Origin of the sequence: Nocardia sp. NPDC056611 (assembly GCF_042792755.1) — a bacterium.
Taxonomy (GTDB): domain Bacteria; phylum Actinomycetota; class Actinomycetes; order Mycobacteriales; family Mycobacteriaceae; genus Nocardia.
Map to the genome: position 1 here is coordinate 1 of NZ_JBHTVV010000011.1, position 12,876 is coordinate 12,876.

20 protein-coding genes and 1 tRNA gene are annotated in these 12,876 nt (G+C 62.2%); 17 read left to right on the plus strand and 4 right to left on the minus strand.

Annotated elements, in window-relative coordinates; all coding sequences use genetic code 11:
* The first annotated feature begins 329 nt into the window (after positions 1-329).
* A tRNA-Thr gene (locus tag ACFRAQ_RS34405) sits at positions 330-402 on the plus strand.
* A 62-nt stretch (positions 403-464) separates the two neighbouring features.
* On the opposite strand, the gene ACFRAQ_RS34410 is transcribed toward ACFRAQ_RS34405, so the two are convergent.
* Positions 465-842 (minus strand): helix-turn-helix domain-containing protein, encoded by a 378-nt coding sequence (locus ACFRAQ_RS34410; RefSeq protein ID WP_379107231.1) that lies wholly within the window; start codon positions 840-842, stop codon positions 465-467.
* Positions 843-2,157: 1,315 nt separating this feature from the next.
* Here ACFRAQ_RS34410 and ACFRAQ_RS34415 point away from each other — a divergent pair.
* The 8 genes from ACFRAQ_RS34415 to ACFRAQ_RS34450 all read left to right on the plus strand — a co-directional run bounded on the left by ACFRAQ_RS34415 (position 2,158) and on the right by ACFRAQ_RS34450 (position 6,111).
* On the plus strand, positions 2,158-2,334 hold the full coding sequence (locus tag ACFRAQ_RS34415) for a hypothetical protein (protein ID WP_379107232.1): 177 nt from the start codon (positions 2,158-2,160) through the stop codon (positions 2,332-2,334).
* Positions 2,335-2,421: 87 nt separating this feature from the next.
* Positions 2,422-2,967 carry an HAD domain-containing protein gene (locus ACFRAQ_RS34420; protein WP_379107233.1) on the plus strand — a complete coding sequence of 182 codons (546 nt, stop codon included), beginning with the start codon at positions 2,422-2,424 and terminating at the stop codon, positions 2,965-2,967.
* A 57-nt stretch (positions 2,968-3,024) separates the two neighbouring features.
* The gene (locus ACFRAQ_RS34425) at positions 3,025-3,312 is read left to right on the plus strand and encodes a hypothetical protein (RefSeq protein WP_379107235.1); all 288 of its coding nucleotides are present in this window, start codon (positions 3,025-3,027) and stop codon (positions 3,310-3,312) included.
* Positions 3,305-3,781, plus strand: a complete 477-nt coding sequence (locus ACFRAQ_RS34430; protein ID WP_379107236.1) for a hypothetical protein — start codon at positions 3,305-3,307, stop codon at positions 3,779-3,781. Before ACFRAQ_RS34425 ends, ACFRAQ_RS34430 begins: the two co-directional genes overlap by 8 nt.
* Entirely contained in the window at positions 3,774-4,220 is a 447-nt protein-coding gene (locus ACFRAQ_RS34435; protein ID WP_379107237.1) for a hypothetical protein, read from the plus strand. Before ACFRAQ_RS34430 ends, ACFRAQ_RS34435 begins: the two co-directional genes overlap by 8 nt.
* 330 nt (positions 4,221-4,550) lie before the next feature.
* Positions 4,551-5,084, plus strand: coding sequence for a hypothetical protein (locus ACFRAQ_RS34440; protein ID WP_379107238.1), 534 nt, complete (start codon positions 4,551-4,553; stop codon positions 5,082-5,084).
* Positions 5,085-5,473: 389 nt separating this feature from the next.
* The gene (locus ACFRAQ_RS34445) at positions 5,474-5,821 is read left to right on the plus strand and encodes a hypothetical protein (RefSeq protein WP_379107239.1); all 348 of its coding nucleotides are present in this window, start codon (positions 5,474-5,476) and stop codon (positions 5,819-5,821) included.
* Positions 5,822-5,829: 8 nt separating this feature from the next.
* Positions 5,830-6,111: a hypothetical protein gene (locus tag ACFRAQ_RS34450; RefSeq protein WP_379107240.1), complete on the plus strand. Its 282-nt coding sequence runs from the start codon at positions 5,830-5,832 to the stop codon at positions 6,109-6,111.
* 306 nt (positions 6,112-6,417) lie between these two features.
* On the opposite strand, the gene ACFRAQ_RS34455 is transcribed toward ACFRAQ_RS34450, so the two are convergent.
* Both ACFRAQ_RS34455 and ACFRAQ_RS34460 read right to left on the minus strand, forming a co-directional pair.
* Positions 6,418-6,636, minus strand: coding sequence for a DUF397 domain-containing protein (locus ACFRAQ_RS34455; protein ID WP_379107241.1), 219 nt, complete (start codon positions 6,634-6,636; stop codon positions 6,418-6,420).
* Positions 6,633-7,520 carry a helix-turn-helix domain-containing protein gene (locus tag ACFRAQ_RS34460; RefSeq protein WP_379107242.1) on the minus strand — a complete coding sequence of 296 codons (888 nt, stop codon included), beginning with the start codon at positions 7,518-7,520 and terminating at the stop codon, positions 6,633-6,635. Before ACFRAQ_RS34460 ends, ACFRAQ_RS34455 begins: the two co-directional genes overlap by 4 nt.
* A gap of 464 nt (positions 7,521-7,984) precedes the next feature.
* On the opposite strand from ACFRAQ_RS34460, the gene ACFRAQ_RS34465 reads away from it, so the two are divergent.
* The 4 genes from ACFRAQ_RS34465 (at position 7,985) to ACFRAQ_RS34480 (ending at position 10,176) form a co-directional block, all read left to right on the plus strand.
* Positions 7,985-8,383, plus strand: coding sequence for a hypothetical protein (locus tag ACFRAQ_RS34465; protein WP_379107244.1), 399 nt, complete (start codon positions 7,985-7,987; stop codon positions 8,381-8,383).
* The gene (locus ACFRAQ_RS34470) at positions 8,376-8,549 is read left to right on the plus strand and encodes a hypothetical protein (RefSeq protein ID WP_379107246.1); all 174 of its coding nucleotides are present in this window, start codon (positions 8,376-8,378) and stop codon (positions 8,547-8,549) included. The genes ACFRAQ_RS34465 and ACFRAQ_RS34470 overlap by 8 nt, the downstream gene beginning before the upstream one ends.
* Positions 8,550-8,663: 114 nt before the next feature.
* Positions 8,664-8,870, plus strand: a complete 207-nt coding sequence (locus ACFRAQ_RS34475; RefSeq protein ID WP_379107247.1) for a hypothetical protein — start codon at positions 8,664-8,666, stop codon at positions 8,868-8,870.
* A 916-nt stretch (positions 8,871-9,786) separates the two neighbouring features.
* Entirely contained in the window at positions 9,787-10,176 is a 390-nt protein-coding gene (locus tag ACFRAQ_RS34480) for a hypothetical protein (protein WP_379107248.1), read from the plus strand.
* Here ACFRAQ_RS34480 and ACFRAQ_RS34485 read toward each other — a convergent pair.
* A complete protein-coding gene (locus ACFRAQ_RS34485; protein ID WP_379107249.1) occupies positions 10,173-10,574 on the minus strand; it encodes a hypothetical protein in 402 nt (133 codons plus the stop codon). The two genes, ACFRAQ_RS34480 and ACFRAQ_RS34485, sit on opposite strands and share 4 nt — an antisense overlap.
* A 363-nt stretch (positions 10,575-10,937) precedes the next feature.
* Between ACFRAQ_RS34485 and ACFRAQ_RS34490 the strand changes: the two genes are divergently transcribed.
* Genes ACFRAQ_RS34490 through ACFRAQ_RS34505 form a run of 4 tightly spaced genes read left to right on the plus strand, consistent with a single transcriptional unit; the run spans position 10,938 to position 12,873 of the window.
* Entirely contained in the window at positions 10,938-11,882 is a 945-nt protein-coding gene (locus ACFRAQ_RS34490) for a YqaJ viral recombinase family protein (RefSeq protein WP_379107251.1), read from the plus strand.
* Positions 11,879-12,334 carry a hypothetical protein gene (locus ACFRAQ_RS34495; protein WP_379107252.1) on the plus strand — a complete coding sequence of 152 codons (456 nt, stop codon included), beginning with the start codon at positions 11,879-11,881 and terminating at the stop codon, positions 12,332-12,334. The genes ACFRAQ_RS34490 and ACFRAQ_RS34495 overlap by 4 nt, the downstream gene beginning before the upstream one ends.
* Positions 12,327-12,608 (plus strand): hypothetical protein, encoded by a 282-nt coding sequence (locus ACFRAQ_RS34500; RefSeq protein ID WP_379107253.1) that lies wholly within the window; start codon positions 12,327-12,329, stop codon positions 12,606-12,608. Before ACFRAQ_RS34495 ends, ACFRAQ_RS34500 begins: the two co-directional genes overlap by 8 nt.
* Complete coding sequence (locus tag ACFRAQ_RS34505; protein WP_379107254.1) at positions 12,601-12,873, plus strand: hypothetical protein; 273 nt, start codon at positions 12,601-12,603, stop codon at positions 12,871-12,873. The genes ACFRAQ_RS34500 and ACFRAQ_RS34505 overlap by 8 nt, the downstream gene beginning before the upstream one ends.
* Positions 12,874-12,876 lie beyond the last annotated feature (3 nt).

Consider the following 12,876-nt stretch of genomic DNA (forward strand, 5'->3'; position numbering starts at 1 on the left):
TCACTCGTAATGATGAGATGCAAGTCTTTCGCGGCATTTTCTCCCCCTCTGAAAACCTTCTGACCAGCTAAGTTTCATGAGCAGACTTTCGTGAACTATAGCCTGGGGGTACAGCGGGGGGCACAACGATTCATTTTCCGAGGTCAGAAGCCGATTCCATCGGCGTGGCGACACGCCATACAGATGTGACTGTTCTCACCACGTCGACCTATTGACACGGTAACCAGGTGAGATGCTGGAGCAATGGTTTCGCGGATAAGCCCGACGTACGCTACGCTTCTCCACGACCCGAGAGCCGTCGATTCCGACGCCAGAGGCTCGAAGGTCGCGCCACCTTAGCTCAGTCGGTAGAGCGCCGCACTCGTAATGCGAAGGTCGGGGGTTCGATTCCCCCAGGTGGCTCTTTCCCTAAATACGAAGCAAGGCCCGTACCTTCCCCGGTACGGGCCTTGCTCTATTTCAGCCTACGCGGCGGCAGGACTATCGGTTCGCGGACCGGTCGGCAAGGCGTTGAACCAATCCTCGAGCTGCCGGTGGGAAATGACGATCCGGCGGCCGATACGCGAATGATCCAGCTCGCCAACACGAATCGCGGCATAGATGGCGTCCTCGTGCACGCCCAGTTCCAGTCCGGCCTCGCCGACGTTGTAGCCGGTCTTCGACGGCTGGATGACTTCGGCCTCACCGAACGCCCACTTTGTGAGCCAGGCGTGGGTGATGACCTTGCGGCGGCCGATGTGGGTGTGGCCGATCTCGTGGGCGCGGATGGCGCGGTAGATGGTGTCCTTGTGGACGCCGATCTCGTCGGCGGCCTCGGCGATGCTGTACGCGAACTTGGGCATGCTGTTCTCCTGGTGGAGGTTTCGCACGCCTGCCAGTCCATCGCGCGCTTCGGTCGGCCGGGATCATCGCATAGATGCCCGCCACCGTCGAGAGAGCGGAATGGCCGCCAACCCGAAGGCTGGCGGCCATTCTGAAACTACCCCCACATGCGTGGGGAACAACCCCCGCTGCTGCGGGGCCGAGCTGTCATCCAGACGCTAGTCCGGACCATCCCCGCGCGTGCGGGGAAAGCGTGCTAGCGCACGCCTATCGACGGCTCATCCCCGCTCGCGCGGGGACGGGATCGAGTCTAGGCCAAAATCGTCTGGTAGATCAAGGTTTTCGGGCCAGGTGGTCTCAGGCGTCGCCACGAGTGTGCTGGCGTCTAGCTTCCCGGCTGGCAAACATGTGTGTACAGTCGGGGGTTGATAACAAAAGAAAGCCCCGGCAGTGTTGGTAGCACTCCGGGGCGTGGACCGAACCTTACGAGGAGGTTGGTCGTGCACGAGTCTAGCTCGTGGCACGGTCCGGCGCTACCTAGCGTCAGCCTGCCCTTTTCTCCCGTCCCGCGACGATCGGTGTTCCATCGTCTTGCCAGTGACGGGAACCTGTCATATAAATCAGTTCGTGCCAGTCGTCGGCTCGTCCGACGCCTCCTGGCTTTTACGATGCTGCGTGCGTCCGAGGCCCTAGCGGCCAGCCTTTGATCCTTCGAGGAAAGGTTTGACCTCGCACGCCCTCTAGCGGCATCGATCGCGAAAACCCCTGTGTAACAACTGCATACGTACATACCTTGCGCGACCCACCGATACGGCACGGGCGGCACGGAGTACTTGCTGCATGCGTGAGACAAGGACCGAGGGCCGAGGGAGTACTTCTCCCTGCGCCCGTGGAGTACATACGGGTGGGCCGACTAGCCCTCGGTGCCGTCCCCGGTTAGAGCGGGATTGCTTTGGCGTGCCTGGAGACGGGTGCGCCCTCCGATCACAAGGAACCGACCCGGTAAAGGCGGACTCGGACGGGGACAGTCTGGCGGCTGTACCGGTTCCTTGGAGTACCCCAGTCCCGGCTGCCGAGTAATTCCCGGTGGCGTAATGAAGAACGACGCGGCTCCATACCGTCCGACGACGAAGCGTTGTCTGGTTCTGACTTACCCGTTTCATGCATTTGTCTATTGCACGTAACGGGTAACTCTGTCCTCAGCCCACCACCCGACGCTCCTCGGAAGCATTAGAAATATCAAAGAGCTATAAAGACAAAGACGGGGACAGGGTTGGGGACGGGTTGTGGATAAACAATTAACAAATTATCCACGGGCGGGTAGCCTTACGGGACATGAGCTACTTCCCGATCGATCGCGAAACGCTGTACAACCGAGTGCTTGACCGTTACGACCGTCCGTTCCAGGTTCCGTTGCAGGACGCGGATTCGGTGGCCGATTCGGTGATGGAGGTGGTGTTCGAGTTCCTTCGTGAGAAGGGGTTGATGCCGCCCGAGGGGGATCAACCGTAAATCGTCCCGTCGGAAATGAAGTTCCAACTGTCTGAGACTGGCGTAATTGGCTTGACGGTGGCGGGCGTTCATGCATGAATTCGGTTCATGTCTGAGCGCCCGTTTCTGTTTCTTGATGTCGATGGTCCCCTTAATCCTTTTGCTGCGAAGGCTCAGCGTCGTCCGGCTGGGTATGAGACGCACCGCATTTTGCCGCCGTCGTTTGTGAAGCGGTGCAGGGATTTGGAGCCGTGGCGGACGGTGAAGCCTTTGCGTGTGTGGCTGAACCCTGCGCATGGGCCGCTGTTGCTGTCTCTGGCGGACAAATTCGATCTGGTGTGGGCGACGACGTGGGAGCGCGAGGCGAACGAGTTCATCGGGCCGCGTATCGGTTTGCCGGAGCTGCCAGTGGTGGAGTGGTTCTCGGAGAAGAATTATGGCCCGGAGGGGACCTATTTCAAGACGTCGGAGGTGGTTCGGTATGCGGACGGCCGCCCTTTCGCGTGGGTGGATGATCTGATCCGGCGGAATGACCGGTCGTGGGTCGCGGAGAACGTGTCACAACCGTCCCTGCTGCACCAGGTGGACCCGGCGATCGGGTTGAAACCTGCCGACATTGTGACGCTCCGGGATTGGGCGGAGTCGTTGCTGTAGGGCGTGTTCCGTTTCGTTGACGGTGACGGGCGGTTGCGGTGTTCTATCGCTATGTCAATGACTTTCAAGGCTGCTTACGCTGAACTTTCGGCGATGTCCGACTTTGCGAACCTGAGCGCGGGCGACGACGCTTTGCCGACCCTGCTGAAGCATTACGCGGAGCTGCTCGGGTTTACGCGTCTGCGCGCCTACAACGGCCTTCTGCATGACCTCCCGGTGAATCGGGTGGACCTCGATCTCAACGAGCTGCCGATGCTGTGCGCGGCCGACGAATCGTTGCGCCGCGACGCCCTTTCGGTGCTCGGCGAGGAAGACGACCTGCTGCCGAAGCTGGCCCATGCCTGAGCCGCTGAAGTACCAGAAGTTCGAGATCGCCGATCACCGACCTACCGGCCAGACCCGAGTCGTCAGCTCAAACAACGGAGCCCGCGCGGGGGAGCGTTATGGCATCGCCGAGGATGGCTACTGGCAGAACGGGGTGTACGACAACGTTCGTCCGGCGGTCGTTCTGGAACTGCCTGCGGTGGAAAAGTATTGGGACACCGCTGATGCCGAATGGATGTGGCGCACGACTGGCGATAGTGTGCCGTCCTGGAAGTGCACTGACGCCAACCTGGATTACCACCTTCGCTGGGCGCTCACTGTCATTGCGTCCCAGATTGTGCGCCGGGAGTCTGGCCGGGCGAGTGAGGATCTCGCGGCGCTACTGGAGGCTGCAACCGCGCTGAATTCACTGCGTCCGCTGGCGGACCGTGTAAAGGCCGCCGTGGAGTCGGGCGCGATCACGACGCAGTCGGTGGCGTCCAATGCTTGACGGTCAGGTGGTTCGGGCGTTGATCGGCTACTCGAAGTATTCGGATGAGCCGGTGGTCGTTGGGCCGGAGGATTCGGATGGCCACCGGAGGTACGTGTCGCCAGTTCAGTCGGGTGAGCTGATCAAGCCGGAGGTGTGCGAGGGCTTCGCTCTTGCGTTGCCGGAGGTGGAGGTCTGTTACGACCGCATCACCTACTGGCGGCCTAAGGGTTCGACGGACTACGACATGATTGTCAGCGACGAGACCCTGGAGCGTGATGCGCGGTGGGGCTTGGTGGCGATTGCCGCCTATGTTGCCCGGCAGCGGTCGTCGGTCGCGAAGGATTTGCGGACCGTGATGGAGCTGGCTGAGAAGGCTGGCGCTGGTTTGGCTTTGGAGCGGCTGCGTGCGTCGATCGAACTTGGCGAGCTGGCCGTGGCGTTGAAGGACACGCGGTGAGTGTCATGTCTTCGGGGACGTGCCCGGCTTGCGGGAAGCAGCGGTATGCGTCGCGGAAGCTGGCGAAGCGGTCGGCGCGGATTCTGTTTCCTGGTGACCGGATGAGCATGTATTTGTGCCGTGAGCTTGGTGACTATTGGCATATGGGTCATCTCGCGCCGGAGGTTTATTCGGGCGAGTGGGACCGGAACATGTTTTACGAGGGCGGGATCAGTGAGCATCGGGTGGCGGCGCGAACTCGCCGTCCGATGCGGCACGCCGCCTGATTGTGTCTCGTATTCGATTGTGAAAGAACAGGGTTGAACTGTGGTTCATGCCGATAAGGAAACGGTGAGGATCGCGAACCGTGCCCGCACGGTCGTGCTTGAGGTGTTGGTGGCGCACTCGCCGGTCCGGAAGGTTGTCAACGGTCAGGATCGGGTGGCGTGCTGCTGCGGCGCATTGCAGTACATCTATGACTCGCGCACCTTCGATGCTTGGCATCAGAGGCATGTGCGGTATGCGGTTGGTCGCGTGCTGGAGGTTCGGGACTGGACGGAGCCGATGCCGCGCCATACCCCGAATCTGCGGCACGCGCGGGACTTCACGGACGTCGAGTTCTTGTCGGCGGTGTCGGCGGCACAGGTGTTGCCGGACGTGACCCTGTTGGGCGATTTGGTGGCCGAGCTGGAGTCGCGTGGCTTCGAGGCGTCTCGCGGCCGGTCGGGTCGACACCAGGATCAGGTGCCGAGGAAGTTGGTGCGGGCGAAGGCTGCGCGGCTGATCCAACGTGGCCTGCTGGAGGGCTGCCCGTGTGGCTGTGACGGCCTGTTCCAGATCACCGAGGCGGGTCGGGCGCTCATGGCGGAGGCTGCGCGTGCATGACGTTGGTGTCACGTTGCCTCCTGAGCGGGCGGCGGCGCTGCGGGCTACGTGCGATCAGCTCGCAGCGCAGAGCCGGTCGTTCATCGAGGCTATCCGGCAGGTAGGCGAGTCTTTCAGGCGGGCAGCGGAGGCGTTGCCGAAGTGACCACGTCGAAGCCTGTGATCGCGAACATCCTCCCGGTTGCAGTGGTGTGCGGGTCCATGTGTCGGAGTTCGTTCAACCACGAATCCGGTTACCCAGGGCTTTGGGATGTGCGGAGGTGTGACCACGGTCAGCTTTGGTACGCCGAGCTGGGCCGCTGGTATCGGCTGCATGCGATCGACCACCCGGTTAGGGCTTTCCGCGCCCGCCGGGCGCTCAGGAAGCTAGAGAAGGAGGTTGCGGCGAAATGACCGCGTTGAAGACCAAGCAGGTAACGCTGATCTGGGAGAAGGACTTCAGCGAGTTCGTGTCCGAGGTGTACGGCCGCCCGTACCGGTGGCTGCGTCAGGGCGACGCTACCGGCCAGGACTCGATCGAGGAGTTCTCGGTGCCGTCCGAGGAGAACGAGTATGACTCGTACTCCCTGCCGCGCCTGGCCGAGTGGCTGGCGAAACCAGCACCGCCGGAGAGTGACTGGCGCGCGACGGACTGGTGGCACGAACACTGGTATCCGAACTTCGAGGAAGTCGTGAACGATCTGATGAAGCGTGGCCTGCTCGATAGGGGCGAGTACGCGCTGCACATTTGGTGGTGACTAGCCCGGTGGGTATCGGGCCTGACGGCCGGTACCAGTTCGAGCCGATGCGTGTGCCGACCGCGCCGCCGCGCTTCACTGCGTGGGCGGCGTGCCCTCGGTGCGACAACTACACCGTGCATCGGATGCGTCCGCCCCGTTCTGATCCGGCGCTGATGGAGCTGTATGAGTACACGCTGGTGTCGTTCATCGGCGAGGTGCAGAAGCGTTCGGGTGTGATTGGCGACGAGTCCGGCTTTGAGGTGGTCCGGATCTGTTCGGAGTGTCGGCATGAGTGGGGGATGCGCTGATGGAGTTCAGTACTGGTCCGTCGAGGATGCTGCGGTCGAATTCGAGGCGGGGCTTCTGGTGTCCGTGCTGCACCTCGATGGAGATACGCGGCCGGGCGTTGGAGCGTCGGGAATGGATGAAGGACTACGAGGACGAGCTGGACAGTGAACGCTCGTGATACGACGAAACCCCCAGTGCTGCTGGGGGTTTCGCGTTGTTACCCCTCGTAGGGGCGATGGTTTGCCTGTCGCCGGTGGCAGTGTCTCCGAAAATGAAACAGTTGCGACCCCTCGCAGGGGCGGCGACAGCTTGACTGTATCAGCCGGTTAGGCGTTCGGTCGGTGGAATTCGCCGTCGCCTGCGCCTGCCATGAATGCGTCCCATTCGCCGGGGGTGAAGTTCAGGACGGGGCCGGTCGGGTTCTTGGAGTCGCGGACAGCTACTCCGCCATCCGCCCGCCATGCCACTTCCACACAGTTCGATCCGCTCTCCGAGTAGGAACTCTTGAAGAAGTGCAGGGGCTCGGGAGTGTTGGTGTTGTTCACGCTGCTCGCTCGTACTCTCTCGTGAGTTGCCGGATGAGGTTCCGGCCTTGGTGGGTGTTCAGCGCCGAGTTCCGTAGAGCCTCGAACGCTTCCTGATACTGCCGTACCGCTGTATCGGTCTCCTGGTAAAGCTCGCCTGTGTAGCCCTCCTGGTAGATGAACGGCGGTGATGCCGGACGCCCCTTCGCGTCCTGTCCGAAGTCAAGCATGACAAAGGAGCTGAGTGGCTCTCCGGCGGGGCATCCGGCGGAGAACGGCAGGATTGAGATGCTGATGTGGTCCTTCGTCATCAGCTCGTCGAGTCGGCGCATCTGCGCCGCCATGATCCGCGATCCGCCCATCACCCGGCGGAGTCCGGCTTCCCCGATGACGGCGGCGACCCGAGTTGGTCTGGTGGTCCGCAGGATCGCTTTCTGGCGTCGGAGTCGGAACTGGACCTTCTGGTCGATCTCGGCAGCCGAGATCGGGGATAGCCGGGCGGAGATGACTGCCCGCGCGTAGTCGTTGGTTTGGAATAGGCCGGGGACGAGTTCGGGTTGGTGGATCGCCAGTGACTCGGCGACAGCTTCGAGACCTACGTACACGTCGAAGCCGCGTCGCATGACCCCGGTGTACTCGTGCCACCACGACTTTTCGTTCGCTTGATGGCCGAGGTTCACCATGGCTTCGGTTGTGCCGTCGTCGGAGTCGTAGACCTTGCACAGTGCGCGGATGTCGACTTCGCGCGGTTCGGCAAGTTTGCCTGCCTCGAGGCGTTGGAGCATCGAAGGACTCCACTGGACGAGCTTGGCTGCGTCTTGGAGGGTCAGGTTCGCTTGGTTCCTCAGCTCTCTCATGTAGCGGCCGAGCTGCCTTCGCGGCAGAGCTGGCTCGATGTTGGCCACGGTACCCCCTGATTTGGTTCCGTACTGATTCATGGTGAATCAGGTTCCGATTTAAGGCAAGAAACGTGCTGGGCCGACGGGCGGCTTCGCGTGAATATTCACCATACTCATTGTGGCACTGAGGCGTTGGTGGTGTGCTGGGTTCTGCGTCCGGAGCGCGAGGTGCCCCCAACGAATAGGCCGACCTCGTCCCCGCCTGGTTCGGTCATTACAGGAGTAACCGCCTTAGCCCTATCCGGGGACCTTGCGGCGGCGGGGCCGGACGCACCTAAACCTATCGGCCGCTCTACGGGAGGTTGCGGCATGATGAACGCAAAGCTGTTGCTGGACTGCACGAGTGACCCCGGCGAGTTGTCGCTGGAAGAGGCTCAGTTGGGCAGGCAGCTGCATTTTATGTGCACGGCGCACACCTGTAAGGCGATCAGACGCGTTGCCGATGCCGAGGCGCGTGAGTCGGGGCCGCGATGATCGCGCTGGTGAGGGATGTCCCGCCGGATGACGGGGTCGACGAGCTGGTGGCGGCGGCCCGGCAGGCGCGGATCAACATGCGCGCCGCCCACACGATACTTCGAAGCCTGTCGAAGCGTCCGCAGTCGGAGGCGGGGCTGCGTTTGCAGGCCGACGCGAGATCGGACTTTCAGGTCATGATCGAGCGCCGTGCCCTCGCGAAGCAGCGGCTGTTCGACCGCCTGTATGAGCTGATCGAGTCCGGCCAGGCGACGTTCGAGTCTGCCAGTGCGCGATGTCAACTCGACGCCGACGAGGATGCCGAGTTCAAGGCCGGGATGCCCGCGTGGCGTGTCCGAACCGGCAGGTCTGTCTACAGCCGCCGCTACACCGATCCAGGAGGGCAATATGCCTGACACGTCCACCCCGATCCCTGGCTGGCATTCCGCGCCCCTGCCGGACGCCGACCTGTCCGCCACCGACATCGCTGAGCTGGACTGGCATGTCACGAATTGTGGCGACGACTGCGAGATGCGCCAGTGGATGCTCGCGAGAACTGATCAGCCGGACACCGACCGCTGATCCTCATCTGTCCGGTCAAGCGTGCCGCGTACGCCTGACCGGGCTCGGGTAGGCCCCGGATTTTCCCGGCGAGGTTCGGGGCCTTCCCTTCCAATCATTCGAAAGGTTTCGCTGATGCTTGCGCTGTTCCTCTTTCTGGGAGGCGGGTTTGTAGTGTTCGCGTCGCTCGGCTGGTGGCTAGGTGTTGCGGAGCGGCGGGCCGAGCTGGCTCTGTGGGGAGTGGAGTCAGACGTGGAGACGGAGCCGGTGCTGGGGTGTACGACGGTGGCGGACATTACGGAGCGGATTGCGCGCGAAGACCGGGTGAAGCTGGCCGCGTAGCGATAGTGAAGCGCGGCGACCGGTCTCCCTTCCGTATCCCGGTCGCCGTTTGAAGGCAGGCGCGCCGTTCCTGGCAGAACAACATCATCCGCGCCTGCCTTCTCCCATCTTGTCTGTCTTTTGGCACGTTCTGTCGGTGGTTGAACTCTGGCACGGGATGTCATAGGTGTTTTTGGCATTCCGTGCATTCGGTGTGTGTTGAAAGTCGATGCCAGGCAAGACTGTTATGCGTTGCGTGGTGCCTCACTTGTCTGGGCGGGTTGATGTGGGTTTCGGGATGAATTGTTTGTCTCGTGTTGTCCGATCGGGGGACACTGTGGGCAACGTCTGTAGCTACCGTTGGGCGTGTAGTTGCCGCCGATTGGTCAGGTCCGGGTTGGCGCTCGCGAATCGTCGTGGCCAGCTAATGCGGAGCCGTGATTCTTCCGGCTTGCCGTCGCAAGGATCGTGGGGGTATGCCCTCGGCCGCATGCGTGGCGCTAGATTCCCTGGTCAGCGCCTTGCTGGGCGGGTTGCGGGGGTGGCCGCTGTCTGGGTGTGGTGTCGCAGCAAATTTGTCGCGGGACGATCTCGTGTGTGAAATGTTATCTGTTCAACAGTTTGTCGGACAGTGATTCTGTAGCATCAGCAAAGGTGCGGCTACCGACTGAGCGAACCCTAATCTTCCATCTGGAATAGATGCATCGAGAGCCGATGAAGCAACTTCGCCGACACCCCGGCGAAGGTCCCCCAGAAACGGCGTGTCACGGTTTTAGATGAAATATGTCCGACCGCTAGACAGTGACGGCGAAACGCGGTTTCATGATCAACGTCGGACGATTCAGACAGGACGCGATCCTCATAGCGAGGGTTGCGGCCGGGGCCTGGGTGAGGAGATCCGGTGTGACGCGTTACAGAATGGTGCAGCGTGTCACGGGTGAAGGTCGACGGCGACACGACTGCGGGAGGCATCGCCAGAAGCTTGCTCACCCGCTACGATCGAACGTATGTACGAACGATGGGGATCGAGTTGTTCGAAACGGTGAGTGCCGCCGACGACGGCGGCGCAGAGTTGATCAAATCCGAGGTCATGAGCCTGCTCGGCGAGTGCTTGCGGCTCGAACTCCGGCGCGAAGGGGGTGAAGTGTGGGTCGGCATCACGATCGGTGATTCCGTCGACAACACGCGCGACATCGACCTCGACGACCTAGAGCCCGCGAAGACGCGCATCCTCGCCGAGGCGGCACGATTCTGCGAAGTCCTCGACAAGTTCCAGCGCGACGGTATCGCCGTCCGCGCTGGAATCCCCATGCTTCGAGCGGTTTAGACCTGTGCGGCCTTGTACGCCTCGAAGAGTTCGTTGATCACTTCATCGCGACCTTCGGGGCTACGCAGGCTGCGGAACAAGGCCAGGAGCGCCAGCTCCTCCATGTTGACGCCCGTGTTCATCGAAAGAGGCTCAGCCTGGCGGCTGGTGATGTACGCCAGCAGTTCGCCGAGCGGCTTCTTGAGCGCCACAGCGATCCGCAGCACGATCGACGGGTCGAGCATGTGGCCGGTCTTGCCGTCCAGAACGTTGTAGACCGTGGTCCGGGAGACTCCGGCACGCTTGGCCAACTCCACCTTCGATGGTTTACCGGTGCGCTGATCGACAATCCCGGCCGACCGCATAGCGGAGGCCAGCCACGCGTCGTCACTTGTTGACGTGTCGCTCAGTTTCGCCATAGATCCCGCCCGCACCGACTCATGATGCAGGACAGTACAGGGCCGCGCAAGACTCGCGGGTAACGTTGTTGCCATCCGTGTGGATATACCCGAACGTGCCATAGGTAAACATGTGAGAAACCTGTGAAAGCTGTTCTATTTCCGGCCGCACCCTGATGTGATCCACGTTGCACAACTTCGGTGTTCCAATCGCTTGGTGTGACGGGCACAGCTCGAGTACAGTCGTTCCAACGAGGCCGGGGGCAGCTGGTTGGCCAGCGACCCGAAGTAGCGCGCGACGGACTGGCATGCGTGCGAACCTCGTATTACCGAAAACTTTTACGATGCTTCGTGCGTCCGAGAAACACCCAATAAGGGGATCTTGTGACGCATCTTGTCAACGGCCAGGCCGAAGTAGTCGGAGAATTCACCTCCGGTAGCCCCGAATGGCACGCCGCCCGCGCAAAAGGAATTGGCGGCTCCGAAATCTCCGCAATCGTCGGTCTCAACCCGTGGGAAAGCCGTTTCGCACTCTGGCACCGCAAGAAGGACGCGCTGGCAGCCGTGCCGGAATCCGCCCCGATGAAGTGGGGCACCCTCCTCGAGCCGGTCATCTACCGCGAGTACGAGGCCAACCACCTCAAGCGTGGCCAGACCATGACCACCGGCGCGACCTTCCGCCACATTGAGCGCCCCTGGCAGCTCGCAAACCCTGACGGCCTGATCTGGTCCGACAGCGGCGAACTGGTCGACGGCATCGAGATCAAAGCGCCCGGCACCGACCACAACGAGAAGTGGGGCCGCGACGGCTCCGACAACGTTCCCATCTACTACCGCTGCCAAATCGCTTGGTACTGCGACGTTTTGGGGCTCGACTCGATGGTGTTGCGGGCACTGATCGGCGGCAACGATCCCCGGTCCTACCGCATCCGGCCAAGCCGCGACGACCTCGACTTCCTGCGCGACCAGGGACGGCTGTTCTGGACCGAATTCCTCGCCGACATCCCACCCAACCTTGATGGGCACCTAGCCACCTACCAGGCGCTGCGTGAAATGCACCCCGACATCGATCGCTCGATCGTTGTCGACGCAACCGCAGCCCTCGCCGACCGTTGGTGGGCCGTGCAAACCAAACGCGATGAGGCGGAAGCGGAGTACATGGCCGTCCGCACCCAGCTGGCCGACCTGATCGGCCTGGGCTGGAAAGCCCGCTGCGGCGACCAAACCCTCGCCTACCGCGTCCGGCCCGCCAACGGCGGCGACCCCTACGTCAAGTCCGCGCCCCGCCCGGACGAATACAAGACATCGATCAAGGAGGCGGCAGCATGACCGACGACATCCGCCGCATCCTCGGCCTTGGGTCGCGGTACCACAACGACTACGGCCTGGTCCTCGACACCCTCGGCGGCTGGTGGGAACGACAGGGCCACCCCACGGATATCGAGCTGGTCCAAGGCGAGTGTCCATACGGCGGCGCGGACGAGCTGTGCGCGATGGCGTGGAGTTCCTTCGGCCTGCCGGTACGCGGTGTCCCGATGGAGCCGCGCAACTGCGACGCCGACTGCTACCACAAGGCATTCGCTGCACCCGGTGAGTGCCCTCGGCGCGGGCCGGAACGCAACCAGCGGATGGTGGACCTTGGTGGGTACGTCGGCGCGTTCGCGTTCCCGCTGCCCGGCTCGCGCGGCACCGTCGACTGCATCCGCCGCATCAAGGCCGCCCGCATCCCGCTCCTCGTGGTCAACCCGCGACTCGTACCCGTTGGAGGCCGCTATGCCTGACAAGCTGTACGCCCTGAAAGTGCTTGAGCCGTTTGAGGATCACAGCGACCAGGCGGGCATCTTCACCTCCATCGAGAAGGCGAAGGAGTACGCCGAATGGGATGCGGGACATCCGCTCGAATGGGAGCTGGAGGAAGGATTCCCGTTCTCAAGTGAGGCGCTCACTGGCTACGCCTCAACCGTTGATCCTGGCCTGCCGCTGAACATGTACTTCATTGACCTCGAACAGGTCGATCCTGAGCCCTGGAACGAGGACGACTACAGCTATGTCTGACGCTCTCTACCTGCTGGAGATCTTCGAACACGGAGATTCGCTGCATCTTGGCGTCTTCTCGACACTCGAGAAGGCGCAAAGCTTCGCGTCGAAACATGCAGGCGCGCAGCTCAGTTGGGAAGAAGAGTCCTACCAGCTCGCCCCTGACCGTGCGTGGCACGCCAACGGCTGGGCTGACACGAACGAATCGCATGCCTGGATGTACTGGATCGGCATTGAAACGCTCGACCCCGAACTGAACGAGGACGACTACACCTATGCCTGAAAT

Excerpts from the sequence above, each read along its gene's own strand:
- ACFRAQ_RS34500 (WP_379107253.1), top strand. The coding sequence starts at position 12,327 with ATGCCTGACAAGCTGTACGCCCTGAAAGTGCTTGAGCCGTTTGAGGAT.
- ACFRAQ_RS34425 (WP_379107235.1), top strand. The coding sequence starts at position 3,025 with ATGACTTTCAAGGCTGCTTACGCTGAACTTTCGGCGATGTCCGACTTT.
- ACFRAQ_RS34475 (WP_379107247.1), top strand. The coding sequence starts at position 8,664 with ATGCTTGCGCTGTTCCTCTTTCTGGGAGGCGGGTTTGTAGTGTTCGCG.
- ACFRAQ_RS34430 (WP_379107236.1), top strand. The coding sequence starts at position 3,305 with ATGCCTGAGCCGCTGAAGTACCAGAAGTTCGAGATCGCCGATCACCGA.
- ACFRAQ_RS34495 (WP_379107252.1), top strand. The coding sequence starts at position 11,879 with ATGACCGACGACATCCGCCGCATCCTCGGCCTTGGGTCGCGGTACCAC.
- ACFRAQ_RS34465 (WP_379107244.1), top strand. The coding sequence starts at position 7,985 with ATGATCGCGCTGGTGAGGGATGTCCCGCCGGATGACGGGGTCGACGAG.
- ACFRAQ_RS34505 (WP_379107254.1), top strand. The coding sequence starts at position 12,601 with ATGTCTGACGCTCTCTACCTGCTGGAGATCTTCGAACACGGAGATTCG.
- ACFRAQ_RS34420 (WP_379107233.1), top strand. The coding sequence starts at position 2,422 with ATGTCTGAGCGCCCGTTTCTGTTTCTTGATGTCGATGGTCCCCTTAAT.
- ACFRAQ_RS34445 (WP_379107239.1), top strand. The coding sequence starts at position 5,474 with ATGACCGCGTTGAAGACCAAGCAGGTAACGCTGATCTGGGAGAAGGAC.
- ACFRAQ_RS34485 (WP_379107249.1), bottom strand. The coding sequence starts at position 10,574 with ATGGCGAAACTGAGCGACACGTCAACAAGTGACGACGCGTGGCTGGCC.
- ACFRAQ_RS34415 (WP_379107232.1), top strand. The coding sequence starts at position 2,158 with ATGAGCTACTTCCCGATCGATCGCGAAACGCTGTACAACCGAGTGCTT.
- ACFRAQ_RS34470 (WP_379107246.1), top strand. The coding sequence starts at position 8,376 with ATGCCTGACACGTCCACCCCGATCCCTGGCTGGCATTCCGCGCCCCTG.
- ACFRAQ_RS34410 (WP_379107231.1), bottom strand. The coding sequence starts at position 842 with ATGCCCAAGTTCGCGTACAGCATCGCCGAGGCCGCCGACGAGATCGGC.
- ACFRAQ_RS34435 (WP_379107237.1), top strand. The coding sequence starts at position 3,774 with ATGCTTGACGGTCAGGTGGTTCGGGCGTTGATCGGCTACTCGAAGTAT.